At 40.7% G+C, this 23,926-nt stretch carries 22 protein-coding genes; 19 read left to right on the forward strand and 3 right to left on the reverse strand.

All coding sequences use genetic code 11. The annotated features are described in order from the left end of the window. Nucleotides 1–17: 17 nt before the first annotated feature. Both KIH87_RS04585 and KIH87_RS04590 read left to right on the forward strand, forming a co-directional pair. Nucleotides 18–941 carry a Wzz/FepE/Etk N-terminal domain-containing protein gene (locus KIH87_RS04585; protein ID WP_232360361.1) on the forward strand — a complete coding sequence of 308 codons (924 nt, stop codon included), beginning with the start codon at nucleotides 18–20 and terminating at the stop codon, nucleotides 939–941. A gap of 30 nt (nucleotides 942–971) precedes the next feature. Beyond that, on the forward strand, nucleotides 972–2,228 hold the full coding sequence (locus KIH87_RS04590) for an O-antigen ligase family protein (protein ID WP_232360362.1): 1,257 nt from the start codon (nucleotides 972–974) through the stop codon (nucleotides 2,226–2,228). A 33-nt stretch (nucleotides 2,229–2,261) separates the two neighbouring features. Here the strand turns inward: KIH87_RS04590 and KIH87_RS04595 are convergent, their stop codons facing one another. The 3 genes from KIH87_RS04595 to KIH87_RS04605 are packed head-to-tail and all read right to left on the reverse strand — an operon-like array spanning nucleotide 2,262 to nucleotide 6,038. Next, on the reverse strand, nucleotides 2,262–3,611 hold the full coding sequence (locus KIH87_RS04595) for a sialate O-acetylesterase (RefSeq protein WP_232360363.1): 1,350 nt from the start codon (nucleotides 3,609–3,611) through the stop codon (nucleotides 2,262–2,264). Further along, nucleotides 3,608–4,582: a hypothetical protein gene (locus KIH87_RS04600; RefSeq protein ID WP_232360364.1), complete on the reverse strand. Its 975-nt coding sequence runs from the start codon at nucleotides 4,580–4,582 to the stop codon at nucleotides 3,608–3,610. Before KIH87_RS04600 ends, KIH87_RS04595 begins: the two co-directional genes overlap by 4 nt. Further along, nucleotides 4,557–6,038, reverse strand: coding sequence for an MBOAT family O-acyltransferase (locus KIH87_RS04605; RefSeq protein WP_232360365.1), 1,482 nt, complete (start codon nucleotides 6,036–6,038; stop codon nucleotides 4,557–4,559). Before KIH87_RS04605 ends, KIH87_RS04600 begins: the two co-directional genes overlap by 26 nt. Nucleotides 6,039–6,347: 309 nt before the next feature. On the opposite strand from KIH87_RS04605, the gene KIH87_RS04610 reads away from it, so the two are divergent. From KIH87_RS04610 to KIH87_RS04690, 17 genes are all read left to right on the forward strand, one after another. Next, complete coding sequence (locus KIH87_RS04610) at nucleotides 6,348–6,926, forward strand: acyltransferase (RefSeq protein WP_232361428.1); 579 nt, start codon at nucleotides 6,348–6,350, stop codon at nucleotides 6,924–6,926. Beyond that, complete coding sequence (locus KIH87_RS04615; protein ID WP_232360366.1) at nucleotides 6,926–8,035, forward strand: DegT/DnrJ/EryC1/StrS family aminotransferase; 1,110 nt, start codon at nucleotides 6,926–6,928, stop codon at nucleotides 8,033–8,035. The genes KIH87_RS04610 and KIH87_RS04615 overlap by 1 nt, the downstream gene beginning before the upstream one ends. 9 nt (nucleotides 8,036–8,044) lie before the next feature. Next, complete coding sequence (gspG, locus tag KIH87_RS04620) at nucleotides 8,045–8,440, forward strand: type II secretion system major pseudopilin GspG (RefSeq protein WP_232360367.1); 396 nt, start codon at nucleotides 8,045–8,047, stop codon at nucleotides 8,438–8,440. Nucleotides 8,441–8,445: 5 nt separating this feature from the next. Beyond that, a complete protein-coding gene (locus KIH87_RS04625; RefSeq protein WP_232360368.1) occupies nucleotides 8,446–10,110 on the forward strand; it encodes a GspE/PulE family protein in 1,665 nt (554 codons plus the stop codon). Then, nucleotides 10,107–11,306 carry a type II secretion system F family protein gene (locus KIH87_RS04630; RefSeq protein WP_232360369.1) on the forward strand — a complete coding sequence of 400 codons (1,200 nt, stop codon included), beginning with the start codon at nucleotides 10,107–10,109 and terminating at the stop codon, nucleotides 11,304–11,306. The genes KIH87_RS04625 and KIH87_RS04630 overlap by 4 nt, the downstream gene beginning before the upstream one ends. A 2-nt stretch (nucleotides 11,307–11,308) precedes the next feature. Further along, on the forward strand, nucleotides 11,309–11,809 hold the full coding sequence (locus tag KIH87_RS04635) for a type II secretion system protein (protein WP_232360370.1): 501 nt from the start codon (nucleotides 11,309–11,311) through the stop codon (nucleotides 11,807–11,809). Continuing rightward, complete coding sequence (locus tag KIH87_RS04640; RefSeq protein ID WP_232360371.1) at nucleotides 11,797–12,213, forward strand: type IV pilus modification PilV family protein; 417 nt, start codon at nucleotides 11,797–11,799, stop codon at nucleotides 12,211–12,213. Before KIH87_RS04635 ends, KIH87_RS04640 begins: the two co-directional genes overlap by 13 nt. Beyond that, a complete protein-coding gene (locus KIH87_RS04645) occupies nucleotides 12,185–12,907 on the forward strand; it encodes a prepilin-type N-terminal cleavage/methylation domain-containing protein (RefSeq protein WP_232360372.1) in 723 nt (240 codons plus the stop codon). Before KIH87_RS04640 ends, KIH87_RS04645 begins: the two co-directional genes overlap by 29 nt. Next, nucleotides 12,904–13,803, forward strand: a complete 900-nt coding sequence (locus KIH87_RS04650; protein WP_232360373.1) for a type II secretion system protein GspK — start codon at nucleotides 12,904–12,906, stop codon at nucleotides 13,801–13,803. The genes KIH87_RS04645 and KIH87_RS04650 overlap by 4 nt, the downstream gene beginning before the upstream one ends. Then, the gene (locus KIH87_RS04655; protein ID WP_232360374.1) at nucleotides 13,800–14,936 is read left to right on the forward strand and encodes a hypothetical protein; all 1,137 of its coding nucleotides are present in this window, start codon (nucleotides 13,800–13,802) and stop codon (nucleotides 14,934–14,936) included. The genes KIH87_RS04650 and KIH87_RS04655 overlap by 4 nt, the downstream gene beginning before the upstream one ends. Further along, nucleotides 14,929–15,477 (forward strand): hypothetical protein, encoded by a 549-nt coding sequence (locus KIH87_RS04660; protein ID WP_232360375.1) that lies wholly within the window; start codon nucleotides 14,929–14,931, stop codon nucleotides 15,475–15,477. Before KIH87_RS04655 ends, KIH87_RS04660 begins: the two co-directional genes overlap by 8 nt. Next, nucleotides 15,464–16,018 (forward strand): hypothetical protein, encoded by a 555-nt coding sequence (locus KIH87_RS04665; protein WP_232360376.1) that lies wholly within the window; start codon nucleotides 15,464–15,466, stop codon nucleotides 16,016–16,018. The genes KIH87_RS04660 and KIH87_RS04665 overlap by 14 nt, the downstream gene beginning before the upstream one ends. A gap of 43 nt (nucleotides 16,019–16,061) precedes the next feature. Next, a complete protein-coding gene (locus KIH87_RS04670) occupies nucleotides 16,062–18,092 on the forward strand; it encodes a type II secretion system protein D (RefSeq protein ID WP_232360377.1) in 2,031 nt (676 codons plus the stop codon). Between the two features lie 173 nt (nucleotides 18,093–18,265). After that, a complete protein-coding gene (locus KIH87_RS04675) occupies nucleotides 18,266–19,621 on the forward strand; it encodes a hypothetical protein (protein ID WP_232360378.1) in 1,356 nt (451 codons plus the stop codon). A gap of 254 nt (nucleotides 19,622–19,875) precedes the next feature. Then, on the forward strand, nucleotides 19,876–20,904 hold the full coding sequence (locus KIH87_RS04680; RefSeq protein ID WP_232357943.1) for an IS630 family transposase: 1,029 nt from the start codon (nucleotides 19,876–19,878) through the stop codon (nucleotides 20,902–20,904). Between the two features lie 77 nt (nucleotides 20,905–20,981). Continuing rightward, a protein-coding gene (locus tag KIH87_RS04685; RefSeq protein ID WP_232360379.1) for an IS3 family transposase occupies nucleotides 20,982–22,144 on the forward strand; the annotation gives its coding sequence in 2 pieces (ribosomal slippage) (nucleotides 20,982–21,237 and nucleotides 21,237–22,144; 1,164 coding nt in all). A 348-nt stretch (nucleotides 22,145–22,492) separates the two neighbouring features. Further along, nucleotides 22,493–23,860: a hypothetical protein gene (locus tag KIH87_RS04690; protein ID WP_232360380.1), complete on the forward strand. Its 1,368-nt coding sequence runs from the start codon at nucleotides 22,493–22,495 to the stop codon at nucleotides 23,858–23,860. Nucleotides 23,861–23,926 lie beyond the last annotated feature (66 nt).

The raw sequence follows: 23,926 nt of genomic DNA on the forward strand, positions 1-23,926 counted from the left end.
GTTCTACGTCAGAATATATGGCACAGATTGGTGAGTCTGTTATTGATTTTAAAGAAATTTGGAGAGCACTTTGGCTTGGTAAATGGATCATTATGGGCGTGGCGTTTGTGTTTGCTGTTGCCTCAATTGTTTTTACTTTGAGTTTGCCCAACCAATATCAATCTCAGGCATTGCTGGAACCGGTATCTTCGACACGATCCCCATTGAGTGGTTTGTCTGGTAATTTGGGTGGATTGGCATCTCTAGCGGGAATTAATTTGGGTGCAGCCGGTGCTGATGACAAATCAGTTCGGGCCATTGAATTAATGAAAACTTGGGATTTCCTGGAAAATTTCATTAAGAAAAACGCATTGGAAGCCAGCGTGTTTGCCGCCATTGGATGGAACAAAGAAAGCAATAAGCTTATTTATGATCCTGATCTGTATGACGAGAATTCTGGTAAATGGGTAAGGGATCCGGCCGAAGCTAAAAGTGGTCAATCTGAGCCTAGTGGTTGGGAGCTGTTTCAAGCAATTAAAGAACGAATTTATGTGAGTAAGGACGACGGCACAGGGTTGATTTCCTTGGCTGTCGAGCACTATTCTCCCTATGTGGCAAAACAATGGGTAGAACTGTTGGTTAAAGAGATAAATTTATATTTTCAGGAAGTCGATCGTACAGAAGCCAAACAGCGAATTGTGTATTTACAAGAGCAGATTAAAGAGACCAATGTTGCTGAGATGAGAAATATCTTTTTTGATATTATTCAAGAGCAAACACAAACGTTAATGCTGACTGAAATTAGTGATGAATATGTGTTGAAAACTTTAAGTCCAGCGAAAATTGCGGAAGAAAAGTCTAAACCGTCTCGCGCTATTATTGTGATATTTGTTACTTTTCTTGGTGGCATTATAGGTATTCTTGTTGTGCTTTTACGTGCTCTTTTTAAAGAAAAGAAATGAGTTTACCGTTAAAAGCATGACTTCATTCTTATGAGTAGCCTGACTTTTTATCGATATAGCTGCTTTACGCTATTATTCTTGGTCTTTTTAACTCCCACAATTTGGATACCGGGTGCTATTGGTGTTCGTCTCGAGGAATTGTTTGTTTTATTGTGGGTAGGGATTTTTGCTTTGCTTTATCGGCAGAAAAAATTGCCTGAAGCCTATCTTCCGTTACGTGGTAGCCTTCTTATCTTTTTTTCCGTTGTGATAATCGTATCAATTACTGCTGGAAGTCTTCTGCAGTTACCTGCATCCATTCTGGATTTACTTAAGTTCATCTGGCTTGTTAAGGCTCTGGTTATTTACTTCATGTTCTTCAACTATATCTATCAAAAAGATGGATATGAAATGGTGAGAAGGGAATATATCTTAAAGTGGTTTGTCCGCTTTGGTACTTTATCTGCAATTCTTTGTTTCCAACAGTATTTTGATTTGTTTGGACTTAATTCCCTATATATTCCGATAATTGCGCCTACTCAATCTTATACTTTGGTTTCAGGGTATTTTGCTCCCCGTGTTGTGGGTATGGTTGGTAATCCTAACTTGCAAGGTTCGGTATTAGCACTTTGTTTAATTTGCCATACATTTCTGTGTTTGAGGGGGCGTGGTGAATTTAAGGTGAGCTTCTTTATTCTATTGTTTATTGCTTTGTTGATGACATTATCCAGAACAGCTTTTATTACGGCAGTATTCGGTATTTTTATGGTTGTGTTTTTGTATCGTAAGAATATCGCTTTTACGATTTTCAAAGTCATTGTGACCGTTTTACTACTAGCGTTGTTGACAATGGCCTACTTGGTTCTCAGGGAATATGAAGCGTTGTATTCTGTCGTGTTTTTCCGGTTTGAGAATTTAAGTCAGGGGATTCAGGAAGGTAGTTTTGCTGCCCGGTTTGATTCTTGGAGGTTGAATATTGAGTACTTTTTAAAAAGCCCTGTTTTTGGTGTTGGACCTCTGCCAAGGGCTGGAATTTTTGAGGCTGCTGATGGTGAGTGGTTTCTCATACTTAGAACTTACGGTATTGTCGGGCTGATTTGGCTTTTGGTTTTCTTCTTTTGGCCGTTCTTACGTGTGGCTTCCAGCACTTTGGAAATGAAAAACCTTAGAGTTTTTTTGTTATCAGTTACAGGTGCTATTTTTGTCTATATGATCCCTGCCGGAATTATAACCAATTCAATAACCATATCTTTCGTACTGATTTTACTGTCTATGTACGATTATCCAATATACAAAGTGGGGCGATAGAGTTGTCTTTTTTGTTTGTTGCATTATTTCAATTTAAGGTTTAATGACTTGGAACATGACTAGATAATTGTCTAGTCGTCTGGTGATACCGTCTTGTCCCAAATATTGGTAAGAATCTCCCTGTGAGTCACGAATATTACCTCTTGGGCCTTCTGTTCGGTTGGCAACAAAAGGATCTTCTGGACGCCCCCGAGCATAAGTTAAACGACTACCTGCAGGTACTTCCTGGCTAAGTTGTATGGTGATATTACTGCCGTTAAGGCTCACTGAGGAGATTACATCAAGTATTTGAGTATTCTCTGCATTCCATATGTCGAAACCATAGTTTGGGGCTTCGGATACTGTTTCCGTATCAATAGTTAACTCGCCTTGAGGTACATGAAGAGCAATTGTAATCGCGTTAGGTGTCCAGCTTATGGTTTCTGGTTGCAGTGGTTCCCATTCGGTTCCGTCTATCAGAACTTTTTTCGCTACTAATCCATAGTATTTTCCTAGCATTAAAGAGCCTTCCGCGGTTAAGTGCAGGTTATCGTCACCATACTCTAAGTGGTACATGGGGGTGGCGAGATAAACCTGTTCTTTTTGAGCTGCTACGTCTTTCTGTGACAAAGCGATCGTAAAATCGTCTTTCTCATATCTACGGTGGGCTGCAATCTGGTAAGTTATGAGAATGGGAGGCTCACTTTGTCCAGTAATGGCTGTGACATCAGAGACAAAATCGTCGCTCATTTGAGAGAATAACTGGGTATAGGTTTCTCTTGGTGTGTTATTGGCGTAGTCCGTTTCGCCTTGTGTCCATGTTATTGCTGCAACGCGGTAGCTGAGTTCCTCCGCTTCGGTTAAGGTTTTGGCTGCTTGAACCTGTTCCATCATAGCAGTCCAGTAAATAGAACCCTTATGTAATAAATCGATCGGGTATCCTCTTCTTCCGGGCGCACTGCCAATATAAGCCGATTCTTGTTGATCCCAAGGAATGTTATCTTCGGTTTCTATCAGTTCTACGAGATAGTTAAGTGTTCCCGAGGTTGGTGTTTCACCTTGATTACCTACTTCTTCTTCAACAAGTGGCATAAATGCATCTAAAGCATATCCTTCTGCACTCGCTCTCGCATGCACGCCTTCGGAAAATGTCATGTTCCCATAGGGTTGGGCATTTGAAATGATGGGAAGAGCTAATGCTCCGCGTGATAAAGATTGCCCGTAAGTAAAAATATGTGAGTATTGAGTTATTTCCTGCACCGGAGGGGGAGGCGGTGGGGGCTGATTTGAAATAGTGTTTCCGCTACCACCACAAGAACTGAGCAATAATGCAATACTGAATGTGAGTAGTGACTTGCTCAATGTTACGTGACAATTTTGCAGCTTAAATAAAGAACTTGTCATGGAGCATTTTCCCCTATTATTAATTTGGCAACCGATTGCCCCACTAAATAATGACCTCTGAAATTCCAATGACCATCGTAGGGAAAGTCGTTGCCACGAAATCCTGATTCAGCAAATAGTGTATCAATCAACGTTGTTGAGTTGACATATTTTAGGGCGTTTTTTCTAAGCAAAGATTCAACATTTTGGGAGTCAGTAATAAAGATGACTCGTTCTTTACTGAAATGGTGTTGTTCTAGCTGTGTGTAAAAGAAATCTAACAGTTTTTGATAGTTGACTACTGTTGTTGAATCCTTATTTGGCGTGGGTGATATGCTGGCTACAAATTGTTTTATTTTTGCCGGTAGTCGCAGGTTTAAAAACAGATAGCGAAGAAGCGCGCTTTGTTTTAGGGCGTTTCTTAATCCACTTTGACTCTTGTTTGAAGGATTAACTTTTAACGATATCTCTTCATTTTCCGTGATGAAATAAGCTCCTTGAGGCAGGTGGTTTTTGTCACTGCTGCTTAAATCACTTTCGAATAGTTTTACTACGAGCCATGTTGGTTTGAACTCGCTCAGCCCATATTGCATATAGTTAATGTAATCAGCAAACTGGCTGTCATTAATGCCAATGGCGTAAGTAGATAACGAGGTTTCCTGTTCAATAACAGCATGTAAAGTCATATTTTGTGGGACTTGTTGAGCTTCGATATAGCTATCTCCCAGTACTAGTACATCTGCGCCACCAGCCGTGTAATCTTTAACGTTAACAAACCCATAATTGTTTACTCGCCCAGACTGCGGGTTTCTAAAATTCCAACCATTAGAATAAACATATGTGGAATCTGGCTTCCAGTGACGAATAGGGAAATCATCATTTTCTCTTTCAAACCCGGTTGCTGTTGGAAGTATCTGTAACAGGCATTCCAGTAAAATGATGCCTATTAGTAATCCGACAAGGGTTTTAAAAATTGAAGTAAATGAAGGCACTGTATTGATTTCCCATAGATACAAGAGTGGTAAAACCGAGAATTGATATCACCAATCCTCTGAGAAGATCACGTTTATCGCTAGCATTAATGATTTCTCCTAATCGATTGCTCCAGATCCCAAAGAAAGCTATTGAACCTGCAATAGCGATCCAGTAAAGACCCAGGATGGATTCAAAAAATGGAGGGGCAGTTAAAATGTTTTGCGCTTGTTGATGAAACTCTATGAAATGGGGATAACTTAGAGAGTCAACATTAATCATGCCACGATAAATGTTTAGAGCAGAGCCTAGTGACTCGGCTCTAAACAGCACCCATGCAAGATTCACAAACATAAAGGTGCTGAACCAAGCCAGCCAACGAGGTAACTGCCATAGTGAGCTTTTTGAATATATGCGATGTATGACCATTGCTAAACCATGAGCGGTTCCCCAAAGCACAAATGTCCAACCGGCACCGTGCCAGATACCACTGACAAATGCAGTTAAAAATACATTTCGCAGGGTAATTATCTCTTTTATTCTGTTACCGCCCAAATTGATATACACATAATCTCTAAACCAGCGAGATAACGTCATGTGCCACCTGCGCCAAAAGTCTTGTATGTTCAATGCCTTGTAAGGAGAGTGAAAGTTTACAGGTAAATGAATATTCAATAATAACGCCGCACCAATCGCCATATCGCAATATCCGGAAAAATCGAAATAGAGCTGAAAGGTATACGCAAAAGATGCCAACCAGGCTGGTATGAAATCAATGTTGTGGGTTAGAGAGGCGGAAAAAACCGGATCGGCGTACTGTGAGAGCGAATCGGCTAGAATTACTTTTTTAAATAGCCCTATTGTAAAAATGATTGTGCCCATAGATATGTTATTGAGATTCAGTTTACTTCTTGTTGGATCACTGAATTGCGGCATCATTTCTTTATGGTGCACTATTGGCCCGGCAATGAGCTGGGGGAAAAAAGATACAAAGAGGCAATAGGAAAGAAAGTCATGTTCTTCACATGTTCCCTTGTAGGTATCAACTAAATATGCGATTTGTTGGAATGTGAAGAAACTAATGGCCAGCGGTAAAACGACATTGAGTTCGGGTATTTGTGTGGAAAGAATCCAGTTTACATTAGCGATAAAAAAATCTGCGTATTTGAAATAGCCTAAAAGACCAAGATTAAAAAATATTCCGAGATACAAGATTTTCTTCTTGTGTTTTGAAGAGCTTCTCAACTGATTCCCAATCGCGAAATTAGCTAAAATTGACACTCCTATAAGCAATAGATAAACAGGATTCCAATAACCGTAGAAAAACAGAGAAGCAAAAACTAACCAAAGTTTTCCTGATGTTGAATATCCCTGTCGATTTAATAGAAAGTAGATAGCGACAGCTATTGGCAGGAAAATCAGAATAAAAACGGGGGAGCTGAATAGCAAACTTAATTTTTCCTTTCGATATTTCAATATGGATATTGGTAAATATGGCCGGGAATTCTACACTGGCAAGCCTTGGTTGTTAATGCTTAATTGTCTGTAATATATGAGCTTGAGGGGCTTCACAGCTGTTCTATACATCAGGTATTAACAACAATTATGGCTATAAAGTTATGTTCTGGTTTGGCAGAATCTGTTAGAGAGGATTGCTGTCGGATAAGGCTATTGCATGAAAGGGACGGATTAGGTTGTTTCGACTTTATCTTTTCTGTAATAGAATTGCGCGGTTTTAGTGCGAAGTTTCCTGCCTTTTTACTATTGGGATTTATTTGGTTTCTTATGTCTATCTATATTCATGAATCGGCCATTGTTGATGATGGGGCTCAGATTGGGGATGGCTCTCGAATCTGGCATTTTAGCCATGTGTGTGCAAATGCAAAAATTGGTCAAGGCTGTTCCTTGGGGCAGAATGTGTTTGTTGGAAATAACGTCAGTATTGGTAACGGTTGCAAGATCCAGAATAACGTGTCGATTTATGACAATGTCTTCTTGGAAGATGATGTTTTCTGTGGCCCCAGTATGGTTTTCACCAATGTCTATAATCCACGTTCAGCGATAGAAAGAAAAACGGAGTATAGAGATACCAAGGTGTCTAAAGGCGCTACTTTGGGGGCTAACTGTACTATCGTTTGCGGTGTGACCATTGGTCAGTTTGCGTTCATTGGCGCAGGGGCTGTGGTTAATAAAGATGTGAAAGACTATGCCTTGGTTGTTGGTGTTCCTGGTAGGCAAATCGGCTGGATGAGCGAATTTGGTGAACAGTTGGATATTGCGCTGCAAGGTGACGGAGACGAAGCGGTTTGCCCTCATAGTGGTGCGGTTTACCGACTGGTGAATAGTAATTTGGAAAAGGTGTAATGCAATTCATCGATCTTAAGGCTCAATATTCTCTGCATAAAGACAGAGTCGATGCCCGTATTCATAAGGTTCTGGAACATGGAAATTTTATCTTGGGGCCAGAAGTAAAAGAACTGGAAGAAAAGCTGGCTCAGTATTGTGGGGTAAAGCATTGTTTGGGCGTGGCTAATGGCACTGACGCATTACAGCTTTCCTTGATGGCTTTGGGGATAAAGCCGGGTGATTATGTATTGACAACGACCTTTAGTTTTTTTGCTACCGCTGAGGTTATCAGCCTTGTCGGTGCTATTCCTGTATTTGTTGATATTTGTCCGCAAACATACAACTTGTCTTCTGAATCTCTAAAAGCGGCCATTTCGCATCTGAATAAAAGTGGCATTCAGGCTAAAGCCATTATTGCCGTCGATCTTTTTGGATTACCTGTTGATTATCGAGAGATTAAGCAAATTGCAGATGAGAATAATCTGTATGTCATTGAAGATGCTGCACAAGGGTTTGGCGGCAGTATTGATGGGCATAGAAGTTGTAGTTTTGGTGATATTTCCACGACCAGTTTTTTTCCTGCAAAGCCATTGGGTTGTTATGGTGATGGTGGTGCTGTTTTTACCAATAACGATGAGCTGGCCAGCTTGATTGGGTCTTTGCGTGTGCATGGTAAGGGCACGGATAAATACGATAACGTTAGAATTGGTTTGAATAGCCGGCTAGACACTATTCAAGCCGCGGTGTTATTAGAGAAATTAGCTATCTTTGATAAGGAATTAGAAGCAAAGCAAAGGTTAGCTCAGCGTTATAGCGATGGGTTGAATAATCGCTTTGTTGTTCCACACATTCCTGAAGGCATGACGAGTAGTTGGGCTCAATATTGCATTATTCCAAAGTCCGGTCATCGTGAGCAGTTCATGGCGCGCTTAAAGGATGCCAGTATACCAACAGCGGTATATTATGAAAAACCCTTGCATTTACAGACTGTTTATAAGGAAATGACGCACGTTGTAAACCTTGAACATTCTGAGCGTGTCGCTCAGCTTATCTTCAGTTTACCTATGCATCCTTATGTCGCTAATGAAGAGTGCGATCAGATTGTATCGATACTGAACGGAGTATAAAAAGTGAAAATGAATAATAAAAGAGCCGGTTTCAGCTTAATAGAGCTCTTGGTCGTAATGGTTATCCTCGGCTTGCTGGCGTCTTTGGTTGGGCCTGCAATGTTTGGTAAGGTCGACTCCTCTCGTGTTAAAACCGCTCAAGCTCAAATTCAAATGTTGGGAACTGCGCTCGACACGTTTCGTCTTGATACAGGTGATTACCCGGATAAGTTAGGTGAATTAAGAACGTCGGATCGCAGAGGTTGGGATGGCCCTTACTTGCCTAAAGATATTCCTCTGGATCCTTGGGGTAATGATTATTCGTATCAAAAACCCGGTGAAAATGGTCAGCCATACACGTTGAAGTCTTTTGGTAAAGACGGTAAACCGGGTGGCGATGAAGATTCTGCAGATATAAGTAACTAATCTGTATGCAATTTACAGACATTCTTGTTAATAAATTTAATGTGCAAGAGTCCGAAATAGAGCGGGCTTTGCAATTTCAGTCTACCTATGGCGGTAAGATTGAAACCATCCTGTCCAATCTGGGCATCGTTAATGGTGAAGCTATATGTGAAGCCTTGGCTGAGTCGCTTCAACTTGAGTACGTTTCTCAAGAGCAAGCTAACGATGTTGTTGAACAGCACTCTGGCGGTAAAGTCACTCAAGATAAATTTCTGAAAGAGCGGAATTGGTATTTGTTGGGTGAAGATGAGCAAGGCAAACAGTTTTTTCTGACCTTTTCTCCTACTAATATCGAAGCGATTGAATATCTGGAGTACATGGACAAACCTTTTGAACTTAAGGTTTGTTCGGAAAGTTCATGGCGAGAAATAACCGGAAGATTGAGCGCAGAAGCTGGACTTGAACTGTCTATTGATGATTTTTCTGATATGGAAGTTGAACGCTTGAAAGAGCTGGCTTCCGAAGCGCCAGTTGTGAACCTGGTTAATGCGTTAATTACTAAGGCATTGCAATTAGGTGCCTCCGACTTACACATTGAACCCAGTGCCAATATTTTCAAAGCCAGAGCGCGGGTTGATGGCGTACTGAGGGATCTTGAATATATCCCCAGTGCCATGTCACTTGCTGTGATTTCTCGTATCAAGATCCTGTCATCAATGGACATCGCGGAAAAACGTCGTCCTCAGGATGGCAAGATTTCCATGAAGATTTCCGGCTTTGATTTGGATATTCGTGTTTCTGCTTTGCCGTTAAATTCCGGCGAAAGTATTGTTATGCGTTTCCTGCTTAAGCAGTCGGTTCGATATGACTTATCGACCTTGGGCATTTCCAGTGACATTCGAAGCTGGATTGATGATGATTTGTCCAAATCATCCGGCGTTATTCTGCTTACCGGGCCGACGGGGAGTGGTAAAACCACCTCTCTGTATTCATTCCTGAATCAGCTAAATAATGACAAAGTTAAGATCATTACCTTGGAAGACCCGGTTGAATACCAGCTTGAAGGTGTTAATCAGATCCAGATTAAGCCTGATATCGGCTTTGATTTTGCCGCAGGCTTGAAGAGTATTCTACGTCAAGATCCTGATATTTTGATGCTGGGTGAGATCCGTGATGCCGTGTCTGCCAAAATCGCGATGCAATCTGCTTTAACCGGCCACTTGGTATTCAGTACCGTGCATACCAATGACGCCGCCAGTGCCTTTACTCGTTTGATAGATTTAGGCGTGGAAGAGTTTTTGCTGAACGCAGCATTGGTTTCGATTGTGGCTCAGCGTTTGGTACGTAAGATTTGTCCTCATTGCAGTCATCCTGCGGACAATATTGATGAATTGAATGCCAAATATGGACTTTCAAAATATGCGCAGAAGTTTGGTTTGGATAAGGTGGATCTGAGAGTTGGTGCTGGCTGTAAATCTTGTGCTCATACTGGTTATCAGGGACGGGTGGCGATCCTTGAGTATTTGCGTATTGACGATACCATCCGAAGCCTTCCAAAAGGGCCTGATTTCTTGCTCAAAGCCAATAAGCATATGGCTGAGAAGGGTGTAAGAAACCTTTATGAAGATGGTATTTATAAAGCTATTCAGGGTGTGACAACCATGAATGAAGTGGTGAGGGTAGCAGGGTGATCCAGTTTGAATGTACCGTGTACGATCAGCATGGTATTCGTCAGGTGGTTACTGTTAACTGCGCTTCGGCTGCCGATGCTAAAAAGAAGCTGCTGGAAGCGGGTTATAGCGTCGCTAAGGTTGTAGAGATTAGCGAGAGTAAAGGATTTGGCCTTTTTTCCAAGAACAAATTATCGTTGGATGATCTGGAGTTTTTCAGTGCTCAAATGTCCTTGTTGCTGGGCAATGGCTTAAAGCTGGATGAAGCCTTGGAGCTTTTGCAAAAAGTGTCTGTGGAGCAAAACATTAAGTTTGTGGTAGGCAAAATGCTTAACTGTGTTCGTGAAGGCCATCCGCTTTCTGATGCATTAGAAGAGCGTTTTGGCTTTGATAAACTTTATGTCAGTTTGGTTCAAATCGGTGAGTCATCGGGCAATATTGCAGAGGTATTTGCAGGTATTGCCGCCGATTTGAAATTCAAAAAAATGTTGGCAAGTAAGGTTAAACAAGCGATTTCTTATCCTATTCTGGTTCTCGTTTTCTGTACCCTCGCGATTCTGTTTGTCTTCAACGTGGTTATTCCTCGTATGTCGGTGTTGTTTGATAATCAGGAGAACCTGCCTTGGTACACTGAGGCTATGTTGTCGGCGGCTGATTTTGTCAGCACTTATCAATGGTTGCTGTTGCCCGTTGTCATTGCGATTCCTGCTTTATTATTGCAGTTAAAACAACGCCCTGAGTTGAAATCTACGCTTGATTCTATCGCGATTAATACACCGATGCTTTCTCAGTTAGTACGTATGTTGGAGCGCATTCGCTATAGCTCGGCCATGTTTTTGACCATCAAAAGCGGTATTTCGGTTGAAAGAGCGATGCAATACAGTGCCAAGGTTATCAAGAACTCCATTTTGCAACGTCAGGCCAGCGCCGCAGAAGTGAAAGTGCGACAAGGTAACACTCTGGCTTCTTCGTTTAAGCAGACTCTTATCTATGATGAAATTCATACTGGCTTGATTGAGGTTGGCGAAAAAAGTGGTGATCTGGAAAGCATCTTCAAGGAGATCACCGAGCGAGAACAATTTAATTTTGATGCTTTGGTAACTCGTTTTACTGCTCTCTTGGAACCCGCGTTAATTCTTTTGATGGCCGGTATTGTCGGTAGTGTGGTTGTTGTCATGCTGATGAGTATTATTGCGGTGCAAGACATCGGGTTCTGATAATGAATGCATCCAGGCTTAATTTAGGGTTTTCGTTGATTGAGCTATTAGTAGTGTTCATGGTGATGTCTTTAGTTCTGTCGATTGTTGGGCCATCAATTAATAAAGTTTACACACAGCATATGGCTCAGCAGGAAATGAGAATGTTGAAGCAATATGTTCGCGATATTTCCGTTTATGCGTATTCCGTGCATGAGGATATTAATATTCGCGTATCAGGGGATCGTATAGAGGCTTTTTTTCTAGCTGATCTAAAACAGGGGGCTGATGAGTTAGTCAAACCCCTTGATGAGACGTTGGAATATTCAGAAGAGGGCGATATAGAACAATCACCTTTGTTTTCACATCGCTTTGAATACCTTCAATTTGATAATACTCGTTTTAGAGCGTTAAAGAGTGGTGTGGTTACATTGGATTTTTTAAGAGCTGCCCCTCATTCTCAAGGGATATTCAAAGATATTGCTATTAAAGGGATTGCCTACAGCGAAACATGGCAAGGATGATGAGTTTTACCAACGGTCAGAAGGGGTTCACTTTACTTGAGGTGCTGGTTGCCAGCTTGCTTCTCTTTATGGCCATTGCGTTGGTTTCTTTAGCCTATCAAACAGGGCTTAAATCTGAACTTAGTGCGGAAAGAAAGGTGTTTAGAAGTATCGTGGTCACATTTATTCAGCAAAGCATTGCTGAAGATTTGAGACTGCGGCCTGATACAAAATCTGGCGAAGGACGATGGGGGCAATTGAGTTTTCAATGGCAGGTAGTAAAAGAATATAGCAAATGGTCAGAAACAGGCTTTGATGTAGAGTCAAATAGCCAAGTGGAGTTGGGAAGAGAGTTGCATTTAAAAAATATTGAGATCAATGTTGAGGGTGATGTTTATGAATACACCTATTTATCCTGGAAGTAAATGTACTAAAGGTTTTACATTGATTGAGTTGTTGTTAGCAATGGTTCTAATGTCCATTGTCATGGGATTGGCAACAATGTCTTTGTCTCAGTTTAATCAATATAGCGTGAAGACTGGGATTGGGTTTGAAGCTCGTTTGAATCGTTATTTTAATATTGAGCGATTAGCTGGGCTACTGAATGCAACATCAGATTATTACGTGGCTGATAATTTGGGGAGAAATGAGCTTTATTTTTGGGGGCGCTCAGATTCTATTCAGTTTGTTTCGGCAAGCTCTTGGGAGGAGGAGAAGCAAGGAAGTCTTAATATTTTAAGTGTGGAACAAGATAAGGATTCACTGCTGGCTTTGGTTTTATATCAAAGGGGAGCGAGAGAACAGATTTTTTTTGAGTCTTCTCATTTTCCTAAAAAGGAAGATCTTAAAGGTATATTGATACTTTCTGGTGCCAGTAAAATTACTTTTGAATATCTTGGGGTTCAGAATATTAGGCAACTTTATCCGTCAGGAGTAACTGAAAATTATCAAGCTAATTTGATGTGGCAAAATAATTACGAAGGGATGAAGACGGGATATTTACCTGAAAAAATAAGAATTAGCATTGAGTGGCCTGATGGTACTGAATGGCCCTGTATTTTCGAGGTTAAAAGTCAAAACTACATGAAGCGAGATTTAATGCTGGATGGTTTGACATGAGCAGTAAGACACCATTAGGGGGGCGAGAGCAGAGAGGGGCAGCCCTCATATTCGCTTTACTTGTGGCTTTGCTATTGGGGGTATTTGCTGCTTTTTTCACTTATAAAGCTCAACAAAATATTCAGTTGGCACAGGATGTGAGTAAACAGTTACATGCCAGGTTAAAAGCAGATAATCAGCTTAAAAAAGCAATATACGCTATTTCCCGACTTGGATTTGTGGGGGTTGAATGGCCTGAAACGGAAATACTTTACCCAAGCATGTTTTGGGGGGAGCCTCTCGAGGTTGGCTCGGGTGTAACTGTTTCATATCAAGATTTGGCATCGAAGTTGAATTTGGTGCCTTTTAAATCTGGAGAATGGTTAAAGGTTTTAATGTTTTATGGTGTGGATGAGAAGAGTGCTAGAGGTATTACTGATCGCATTGAAGATTGGATGGATAGTGATAGCTTTAGGCGTATTCAAGGATTAGAGAAGAAAGGGTATCAGTATAATAACAGTCAGTTTTATCCTCGAGATGCTTTAATGCAGTCATTAGATGAACTGTTTTTTATCCCCGGAATTGATGAGCGTTTAATGGAAATAATAAGTAACGAGGCGAGTTATTGGGGGACATCTGAGCGAGCACCTTTAGCTGGTAGTGAGGCAATGATTAAAGCATATGGTGGTGATGATATTTATGAGCAGGTTTTGGCACAACGAAAAGACCGAGAGAGTTTGAGGCATGTGTATAACAGCCTTCAAGGTGTTGATCCCGGCTCGGTAAGTGATATTCCATCGGGGCTTTTCCGGATTTCGGTTAATATTGAATACGATGGTGCTAAATTTGCACGGTCAGTAGATATTAATCTCCGAGGTACCGATTTAATGCCTTTTTATATATATGGTTGGCAATGAAAGAACTATTATCAGACCCTAAAAATAAATTTATTCCATGGTTGCTTGGGAAAGTCGATTTTCTTGATAAAGATGGTGTTCGCACACTGGATATTGGGCGGAATACATTAGTATCCAAGGGGAGTGATAAAGGTTGGATTGCTGTCTTATCCAGAGATATGTATGTCTCTTTTGAGAAATTATATAAAGTCATTTCTGAAAAAGAGTTAAAGCAAATTATTAAAAATGAACTGGAATATCAATCTCCATTTAAAAATAGCTATGCACTATACAAAATGTCGGAACAGGGAAGTGGAGGCTGGTTAGTCCAATACCATTTTGTAGATCTCGAATTGTACCCAGGCGTTAATCAATATGCGCTAGTGCTGACTTGGGAAGATATCTTGAGATTTATACTTCGAGATTTTACCGGTGGTAGGGTTTGCCTTGATAATGCACTTGGTAAACAGTTCGTTTGGATAGAGAAGAATGTTCTAAAAATTGTTGATGACAAAGGTGATAGTTTAAAGAACCGAATTCTAAAAACGCACGCTAATGTTGATGTTGAAAATGTCTCCATGGGTGCCAGTGAATTGTCGAGGAATATTGCTCACTATTTGTTAACTATTAGCTGGAAGGATTTGCGTGGTGCATTAAACAAATTTTATTTTGTTGAAAAACGCAAACGCTTTGCACTAAACCCAAAGCATGCATTGATGTCAGGAGTTATCTTTGGGGCGGTCATGTTGTTGGAGTCGGTATATCTTTTAGGGATGAATTATTATCTGGAAAATGCAGCTGAAAGTACCGCTGATTTGAGAAATGAGTATTCTGAACTTAAAGGTAATTATCTACAGTTGCTGGATAGTTACAGTAGCTTTGCCAGCGTGTTCGCATCAAAGAGCCATGTCTCTCATATTCCCCAGGTACTTCACCAATTTTCAAACCGCGGTGACTTAAGAATTGATCGTTTGGATTATTTAGAAAATGGTGAAATTCGTATTGGTGGAATCAGTAGTGATATAGAGTCATTTATGACTTTTTTGTCTGGTCGTCCGGATGTAAATGGATTGGAATTTATGTCGCCAATCACACCTGACAACCGTAGTGGTAAAGATAGGTTTCTAATTAGATTTAATTTAACTAATGGCTAATAAGTTTAAAGACGAATTACAGAAGCCCGTGGTGAAATACGGGTTGATTATGATGGCGGCGCTCGTATTTGTTCAATATGTATTTCTGCCTTGGCTTTATTGGCGTAACGATATGTCGAGCGATTTGATTGTAAAGTCTGGCTTTGCGATTAAAAGAAGTGCTCTTGAAATGGCTATTGAAGATATAAAAGCAAAACAAGAAGCACTTAAAGAAGACTTGGCATTGTTAAGACAGTCTTTTTTAAAGACAGAAAACGGTTCTAGCAAGGTTGAATTACCCACCAAGGTTAGACAGATCTGTGAATCTTTTGACGTCAAAGTAAACAGAGTTGCTGTGACTGAATTGGAAGAAGAACACGTAGGCTTGAGTTCTTTTATGATCAGCTTGGAAGCAGAGAGTTCAGTGGATAAATTATTTAAGTTGGTGGAAAAACTCGAGAACGATAAAAGTTTTTTCATTGTTAGCAGAATGACTATATATAGTCGCAGTAACCAAAGTATGAAAGTAAGAATGGAATTGCAGAAATATGTTGAGCGTTAATAAAAAGGAGCAGGGGATATTGCTTTTTTTAGGCATTATTCTGCTGATTGAATTTTGGCACAATGTTTGGGTTGATGATTTTTCCAATAAAAAGAACTTGAATGTTGAAAGTTGGCAAAAGGTTACTCTCTCAATTGGTGCTCAATCGCAATTACACCCCCTAAATGAAATTTTTGGCTTGAAGCCTGAACCTGATCCTGAAGAGCTAAAGAGACTGGCAGAAGCTGAACGGTTGGCTCAAGAAAAAAGAGAGCTTGAAGAGTCTCGAATAGATACATTAACTCTTGGTGAGAAAGATGTTCGATTATTGGGTATATCTCAGTCTCATAACGGTAAAGCTGCAATATTGTCTATTACATCCTCCACTAAGGTGGGTGAAATATTCACCATTTTGCTAAATGACTCGATTGATGTGGTTGAAGGTAAAATGAGTATTTTGTTGAAGGATGTTTATCCTGATTCTGTAAAGTTGATAGTCAGTGATGGCAATGGAACGCAACAATCAGAATTTAATTTGGTGATTTTTAATTATGATATTTAACTTACTTAAATGGTGTGTGTTTTCGGTAAGAAAACCGGTCTACATGACGCTGGTTGTCGGCTTTAGTTTATTGGCGCAAGGGTGTCAGTCGACAGGTAAAGACCCGTTCAACTCAGTATTTCAAAAAAATATTGCCGACTCTAATGCTGCTAGTGGTGAGGATTCTCAAAATAACAGCGGAAAAAGTACATCCGTTCAGCAAAACAACAGAGAGATAGATGCCTTTGAGTACGAAATAAACCGTAGTGTGAAAAGTTCATCTGAAGTGCTGCGTTTAAGTGATGAAGAAAATATTGCGGTAGCATTTGAGCAAATTGGATTGAAAGAGTTTATTAATCACTCTCTGGCTAAGTTATTAAATGTAAGTTTTGTTATCGATCCTCAAGTTAATATTGAAGGTAAAACGGTAACGTTGTCAATTGCTGAAAAAGTAAGTCAAAAACGTTTTCTGGAATTGTTTAAGGATGTATTGGAACAGAATGAAATAGCGTTAAAAATCCAAAATGGTGTAGTTTTTCTTCATGGGGTCCGTCAACGTAGAGGATTACCTGAATATGATTATGGTTTTGGTCGTAGTAAATCTGATGTACCTCAAGGTGCCCAGCCAATTTTCCATGTTGTGCCCATAAATTTTATAGATGCAAAGAGTCTATCAAGCTTCCTTATTCGGTTGTCTAATGCGTCACCAGAAGCACTTCAAGATCCTAATTTGCTGGGAATTCGTGGAAGTCGCCATGATGTTTTGAGGGCGTTGGATATTATTGAAATGCTTGATGTGCCTCATGTAAGAGGTAAACGTATTCAGTTTATTAAGTTGGAATATTTGCCGTCCTACGAGTTTATTGAAAAAGTGAGTGAATTATTGGAGAACGAAGGAGTCAATGTTTCGCAGGCTTTGAGGTTTACCGATTTATCTCGTCAGAATGGTGTAGTTATACATTCCAATAATGAAGATGTTTTAAAAAGAGTCGCGTATTGGCAAAAGCAGTTGGATACACCAGAATCTACGGACGATAAGCAGTACTTTATGTATTATCCAGAAAATATGGAGGCAGCTAAACTGGCTCAGGTACTGCAGAAGTTAATCCAGGTTGGGCAAAGTTCTTTTTCAGGTTCAACCGCTGGGGCTAACCGACAACCTCAAGCCGTCGGTGCTGGTAGCGATACTTCCTCTAACAAATCTACATCTTCAAAGTCTAATGCCACCGTTAATGGGTATAGCGAAGATTTCAGTTTTGTTTCTGATGAGAATAGAAACGTTATAATCATTTATGCTGCTGCAAATAAGTATAAGAGTATATTACCGTTGTTAAAAAAGCTTGATGTTACGCCTCCTCAAGTGTTGATTGAAGCTAAACTGATAGAAGTTACTTTAAAAGATGAACATACTCAGGGGGTTGAATGGAGCTTGTTCGGCGGAAGCGCGAAAAGAGATATCGCTACCTCACAGCTAAGTTCTTTTGCTGGGAGTTTTTCATACACTATCAGTGGTGTTGATTATAATGCGGCTCTTGTACTTTTGGAAAAACAGAATAAACTGAAAGTGTTATCCAGCCCACGAATCGTGGTTGCCAATGGTGAGAGCGCCACATTAAATGTTGGAACTGAAATTCCGGTATTATCAACGCAGGCGGCAGATGTAGATACGGACAGAGTATTACAAAGTATTCAATACCGTTCCACCGGCGTTGACTTGACAGTCTCACCTATTGTTAATTCTAGTAATATTATTGCTATGCAGATATCGCAAAATGTGAGTGAAACATCGGAAAATGGTTCATCGGGCATTGATTCACCCATAATATTGAATCGTTCTTTTCAGACATCGGTAGTTGCTAACTCAGGGCAAACTTTGGTGTTGGGTGGGTTAATCAGAGAAAATAATTCTTTTGAAGACTCGCAGGTTCCTTTGTTGGGGGATATACCGATATTAGGACGCTTGTTTTCAAACGAATCTAAGTCTATATCAAGAACAGAGCTTTTGGTTCTTATAACTCCTCGAATAATTTTTAATTCCAGTGATATTCATGAGATTAATGAATTATTTATTGACGAATTAACGTTATTTGACTAAGGAAGAGTAATAATGATGTAGACTTATACTTATATATTAGTTTTTAACTTTTACGGGTTATTCTTGCCTTGACATATGGTTATTGAGCTTTGATAATCCTCTGCGAGCACATTTTTTATGGAATTGTGCTAATTGCAATTAACACATTCATTTTTGAATTGGAGTTTAAAATAATGAAAAAGCTAAATAAAACTGGTTTGGCTATGGGAGTCGCGCTTGCAGTTGCATCTTCTAGCGCGTTTGCAGGTACATTCTCTATTGCGTCTGAAGCTATTGGTGTAGAAGCTGCAACAACTGGTAAGCTTGTCGTAACTACGACTGCTTCTCCTGAGTTTATCCCTGGCGCAGGCGTTACTGCCGATAACCGTGTTTTTGTAACATTAAACAACGGTGCGACTTTCGCTAACACTACCTATGCTTTGTGGGTTAGTGATGGCACTGACTTGGCAACTGAATTTGTATTGGTTACCCCTCAGCCTAAAGGCGCATCTATCCTTGAGTTTAGAGCTTCAAGTGATGTTGGTCTGGGTGATGACTACGTACTTTCTAGTGATGCTACAGACATTACTGCTGGTATCAAAATCAACGCTCCTGCTCTAGCCGCCGGCTCTAAAATTTCTATCGATGCAAATGCGGATGATAGTTTCGGTACTTTCGATTTCTACACAGCTAAAGAATTGTTCCGTTATGCTAATCAGTTTTCTGCATCTGTTAACTCTGCAAAAGTTGCTAATGCGACTATTGATGTAGATGCTAACCGTTTGACGTTTACTCTCGGCTCTACTTCTGACTCTATTGAGTTGAACTTTGTTGATGCTGGTACTACTAACGGTGTTGATTTGGCTTCTACTGGTAGTGCTGATGCTGTTGATATCGTATTAAGTGGTGATATGTCTGTTATTAAGTCAATTGTGTTGGATGCTGGTGGCAACCAAGGTTCATTCACTATTGACGAGGCAGCTGGTACAGCTACTTTCTCTGCCGAAGCTAGCGATGTTTTCTCCGTTACTTCTACAACATTGGATATTGAAGTATGGGGTTCTGCAGCATTAGCTACTCGTACTTTCACTGTTCAGGCTGATCTAGACTTTGAAAGCGAAACTGACAAAAACCTGATTGCTGAAAACACTGCTGCTGGTGAATGGTCTATTAATGGTTTGCAAGCTAAAGTTTCTCACTTGTCTTTGAATTCAACTGGTTTTGTTAGCTGGTTGAAAGTTGTTAACGAAGGCTCTACTGCTGCTGAAATTTCTGCTGATATTATTTGGACTCTAGCTGATGGAACTGAAGATTCTGTTTCAGGTGTAAGTCTAGGTGCTGTTGATGCTGGTGGCATTGCAACAATCAGTGAAGCTGCTATTTTGGCTGCAATGGGTAGCCCGACTCAGTTGGTTGACGTTTCTATGACAGTAACTGTTGCTGGTCAAACTAACTTGATCCACTTGGTTGCTGAGAAGAAAGCTTCTAACGGACGTGTAGCTGTTCCTGTTTACTATAACTTTGGCGCAGCTCGTGACTGGATCCAATAGTCATTGCTAATTAAGCGTTTGATAAGAGAGCACCTTAGGGTGCTCTTTTTTTTGCGATGTGCTTCGCTTTGAAGCTGTTCTATGCTGTATATTGTATATCGATGTTAGGCGTTCCTTGATGCGCAGTTCAGATTGATGATCTGCATCTATAATTAGAATTTTCCTTCTGATTTTTCTTGGTCTGTAGTGGTCTAATACCAATCCCATTAAAAGTATGATCTAATTAAGTCAGTGAAGACAAAACAGATAATTAGATGCTAAAAAAGATAGATTTCACAGCGCTTTCCAAAAAGGAAACTAACGCAGCTAAAAGGATCAGGTTACTTGCATTGGCTCATTACAGTGAAGGAATGAACAAAGCACAAATAGCTAGAACACTTAAGGTCAGCAGGGCAAGTGTAAATAAATGGGTAGCGGCTTTTCTGGATAAAGGAATTGATGGCCTGGATGCCAAATCTCCTCCCGGTCGTCCTGCATCGCTGTCATCAGAACAGATAAAAAAGCTATCTCGCTATATTGAATATCATAGTCGTTCTGATGTCGGGGGAAGACTGACGGGAGCCGATATCCAAGCCTGGATATCGAGCCATCTGAATGTGGATTATAAAATGTCCAACATTTACCGTCTCTTGCATCAATGGGGTTTTTCATGGATTTCCAGCCGTTCAAAACATCCAAAGCAATCGCAAAATGCTCAGGAAGAGTTTAAAAAACTGGAGATTAATGTGATCAAACTTTGTCCAGGACATCTGCCTCTGAACAATGTTGATATCTGGTTTCAGGATGAAGCTCGCTTTGGTCAGCAAAATACCACCTCTCGTTTATGGGCAAGAACTGGCAGTCGCCCACGCGCAGTCAAACAGCAACAATTTGAATATGCCTATCTTTTCGGTGCTGTCTGTCCCGCAACCGGTGAAACAGAAGCGCTCATAACGCCGTGGGTCAACAAGGATGCAATGACATTGCACTTGAAACAGATTTCTGAACGTACTAAACCGGGGCGAATGGCTGTCGTCATCATGGATGGCGCAGGATGGCATACAGAGGACACGATCCAACAGTTTGATAATATTCGTATGCTAAAGCTTCCTCCCTACTCGCCGGAACTGAATCCGGTTGAACAGGTATGGAGTTGGCTTCGTCAGAACGCACTATCCAATCGCATATTTGAAGGGTATGAAGATATCGTGGATGCATGTAGTGACGCCTGGAATACATTTGTCAAAGATACCCATCGTGTTATCTCTTTATGCACCAGAAAATGGGCACAGTTAAATGGCTAGGTTTTTAATGGGATTGGTATAATAATCCCGGACACCAATTTAGGTGGTATTCTTACCACTCAATAGAAAGGTGTCTAATGTCAAAACAACGTCGAACTTTTACTCAAGAATTTAAATTGGAAGCAGCAAGCCTTGTTCTTGATCAGGGTTATTCAATTCCAGAAGCTTGCCGAGCTCTGGATGTTGGTGAAACGGCGATGCGTCGCTGGGTTGAGCAATTGAAAAAAGAACGAGGTGGGTTTACTCCAGAAAACAAGGCTCTGTCTGCTGAACATAGAAAGATCCAGGAGCTTGAAGCACGAATTAACCGCCTGGAAAGAGAGAAATCCATATTAAAAAAGGCTACGGCTCTCTTAATGTCAGACGAATGGAGCAATACGCGCTGATTGACCAATTAAGAGAGCATGAAAGCATTGAGGTACTTTGCGACGCATTTAGCGTACCGCGCTCAAGTTATTACGATTACCGTGAGCGAGACAAGTCAATTAAACGTGATGAGTTGGTGTTAAGAGCAATGATCCATGAATTTTTCAATCTTAGTCGCCAGTCTGCCGGGAGTCGCACATTAGTCGCCATGCTAAACGGAAATGGCATCGTCATCGGCAGGTTTAAAGTCCGCCGTATTATGCAAGATATGGCGTTGGTCAGTACCCAGCCTGGAAGCCACTCATATAAAGTGGCATTGGTTGAGAGGCCGGATATTCCGAACCTGTTGGCTCGTGAATTTAATGTTGAAGAGCCGGATCAGGTGTGGTGCGGCGATATTACTTACATCTGGTCTGGCAATAAATGGATATATCTTGCCGTCATTCTGGATTTATATGCTCGCAGAGTGGTTGGTTGGGCGTTATCTGAACATCCTGATACCGCATTGGTTATTAAAGCCCTGGACAGAGCTTACGAGCAAAGAGGTAGGCCGAAGAATGTCTTGTTTCATTCAGATCAAGGGAGTCAATATGGTGCACTTAAATTTCGTCAAAGGCTGTGGCGCTATCGTATGAAACAAAGCATGAGCCGTCGAGGGAATTGTTGGGATAACAGCCCAATGGAACGTGTGTTTAGAAGTTTGAAAACGGAATGGATACCATCAACTGGCTATCAGTCATATCTGCAAGCAGAGCGAGACATTAGCTACTACCTGATGGACTACTATAACCATCAGCGACCACATAGTCACAATGGGATGATTGCACCAGCATTAGCTGAAGAAAAACTTAATTTACTGTCCGGGAATAGTTGACCACTACAGTCAGATACTCCCAAGGCGTGAGTTCGCCTATCGAGACATGTCTCCGTTCATTGTTTTATTCGGCTATCGAGTTTTCTGTTAGTTCTTTGACTTCACTCGGTGTTCAAGGCATACATATTAAGAATTTCATCTCGGTAGTTTCTGCTAAATTACTTGATATACGAGTTATCGGGTGGTTTACACGACGACAAAAAATCCGCTTAATCTTATCTTTAAATATTTTTGGAGTTTTAATTGCAGCATCGTAAATTCGCAGCTAATCTAAATCTGAACGCCATTGCAATCACTAATTTGTAGTAAAAATGTAGTGGATGATTGAACATTATTAGGTGTTAGTTGATGAATATAAGAACAAAGCTCGTGTTTTCTATCGGCTGTGGGTTGATCGCTTGTTCACTTCCAAGTGTCGCCGGGTCGTTTCAAGCCGTCACATCCGAATCTGTAGGTGTTGAAGCTGCAACAGGAGGAGGCTTAAAAGCCAATATTGCTGGGGATAGCATAACTATACAGCCAGGTAGTAATTTCTCTCCAGATAATCGTTTGTTTCTTTCTCTGAATAATGGTGCAACATTTGCCGATGCTGCCTATACCTTGGAAACAAGTTTAGGAGGCGCTGGCACAGGTAATTTAACTGAATTTGTTCTTATCACCCAAGCTCCGGCAGGTTCTTCGGTCTTGGAATTCAGAGTTGTAAGTGGTATTACGGCTAGTGATAATTTTCTTCTATCAGGTTCCAGCATTGCTGGTCAGTCCATCAATATCAATATGCCAGCGTTATCCGCTGGGGCTGAAATTGACATTGATGCGAATGCTGATGACTCTTTTGGTACATTTGACTTTTTTAGTTCGTTAGAACTGTTCCAATATTCAAATGAATTTTCTGCAAGGACAGATGTTCTGGCATCAGCAATTATTGATGTTGATGACAGCAGAAACTCATTTGTTGGTGGAATTACTTCGGACACTATCGCTTTGGAATTTGTTGAAGCAAATATTACCAACGGTGTTTCTTTAAATGATGATGATAAAGTGCTTTTGACTCTTAGTGGGGATATGTCAGGTATTCAATCTATCATGATTGAAACAGATGGGGTTAATCGCGGAAATTTTGTTATTGACGAAGATGCTGGAACAGCGACCTTTTCTTTAAGTGCAAGTGATGCTTTTAGAATTCCAACGGTTTCTTCCATTATTACAGCTAACGTTTGGGGGTCATCACCTTTATCTACGAGAAGTTTTACTGTAAAGGCTGATTTAGATTTCCAATCAGAAACAGATAAAAACGTGATAGCTGAAAATACAGATGCAGGTTCTTGGAGCATCAATGGATTACAGGCAAAGGTTTCACATTTGAGTTTGAATGCTAGTGGATTTGTCAGTTGGTTAAAAATTGTAAATGAAGGGACTGTAGAGGCTGCTGTTACAGCAGATATAATTTGGACTCTTGCTGACGGCACAGAAGGCAGTGCAACTAATAAAAGCCTAGGTACAGTGGATGCAGGCGGTATTCTAACTATCAGTGAGGAAACTATACTGAGTGCAATGAACAGTCCTACCCAGCTTGCTGATGCCTCTTTAACTGTAACCGTTGCTGGACAGACCAATTTTGTTCATTTGATTGCTGAGAAAAAAGCGGCTGACGGTCGTCTAACAATTCCTGTATACTACAACACCGGGGGCGCGAACCCTCGAGTGTGGATTAAATAATCTCGAATATTCCTTAAATAAAAAGGAGTGCTCTGCACTCCTTTTTATTTGTCTGCTAGATTCAAA

It is taken from the genome of Paraneptunicella aestuarii, assembly GCF_019900845.1.
Taxonomy (GTDB): Bacteria; Pseudomonadota; Gammaproteobacteria; order Enterobacterales; family Alteromonadaceae; genus Paraneptunicella; species Paraneptunicella aestuarii.

Excerpts from the sequence above, each read along its gene's own strand:
- KIH87_RS04585 (WP_232360361.1), top strand. The coding sequence starts at position 18 with ATGGCACAGATTGGTGAGTCTGTTATTGATTTTAAAGAAATTTGGAGA.
- KIH87_RS04590 (WP_232360362.1), top strand. The coding sequence starts at position 972 with ATGAGTAGCCTGACTTTTTATCGATATAGCTGCTTTACGCTATTATTC.
- KIH87_RS04595 (WP_232360363.1), bottom strand. The coding sequence starts at position 3,611 with ATGACAAGTTCTTTATTTAAGCTGCAAAATTGTCACGTAACATTGAGC.
- KIH87_RS04610 (WP_232361428.1), top strand. The coding sequence starts at position 6,348 with ATGTCTATCTATATTCATGAATCGGCCATTGTTGATGATGGGGCTCAG.
- KIH87_RS04615 (WP_232360366.1), top strand. The coding sequence starts at position 6,926 with ATGCAATTCATCGATCTTAAGGCTCAATATTCTCTGCATAAAGACAGA.
- gspG (WP_232360367.1), top strand. The coding sequence starts at position 8,045 with ATGAATAATAAAAGAGCCGGTTTCAGCTTAATAGAGCTCTTGGTCGTA.
- KIH87_RS04625 (WP_232360368.1), top strand. The coding sequence starts at position 8,446 with ATGCAATTTACAGACATTCTTGTTAATAAATTTAATGTGCAAGAGTCC.
- KIH87_RS04635 (WP_232360370.1), top strand. The coding sequence starts at position 11,309 with ATGAATGCATCCAGGCTTAATTTAGGGTTTTCGTTGATTGAGCTATTA.
- KIH87_RS04640 (WP_232360371.1), top strand. The coding sequence starts at position 11,797 with ATGGCAAGGATGATGAGTTTTACCAACGGTCAGAAGGGGTTCACTTTA.
- KIH87_RS04645 (WP_232360372.1), top strand. The coding sequence starts at position 12,185 with ATGAATACACCTATTTATCCTGGAAGTAAATGTACTAAAGGTTTTACA.
- KIH87_RS04650 (WP_232360373.1), top strand. The coding sequence starts at position 12,904 with ATGAGCAGTAAGACACCATTAGGGGGGCGAGAGCAGAGAGGGGCAGCC.
- KIH87_RS04655 (WP_232360374.1), top strand. The coding sequence starts at position 13,800 with ATGAAAGAACTATTATCAGACCCTAAAAATAAATTTATTCCATGGTTG.
- KIH87_RS04660 (WP_232360375.1), top strand. The coding sequence starts at position 14,929 with ATGGCTAATAAGTTTAAAGACGAATTACAGAAGCCCGTGGTGAAATAC.
- KIH87_RS04665 (WP_232360376.1), top strand. The coding sequence starts at position 15,464 with ATGTTGAGCGTTAATAAAAAGGAGCAGGGGATATTGCTTTTTTTAGGC.
- KIH87_RS04670 (WP_232360377.1), top strand. The coding sequence starts at position 16,062 with ATGACGCTGGTTGTCGGCTTTAGTTTATTGGCGCAAGGGTGTCAGTCG.
- KIH87_RS04675 (WP_232360378.1), top strand. The coding sequence starts at position 18,266 with ATGAAAAAGCTAAATAAAACTGGTTTGGCTATGGGAGTCGCGCTTGCA.
- KIH87_RS04680 (WP_232357943.1), top strand. The coding sequence starts at position 19,876 with ATGCTAAAAAAGATAGATTTCACAGCGCTTTCCAAAAAGGAAACTAAC.
- KIH87_RS04690 (WP_232360380.1), top strand. The coding sequence starts at position 22,493 with ATGAATATAAGAACAAAGCTCGTGTTTTCTATCGGCTGTGGGTTGATC.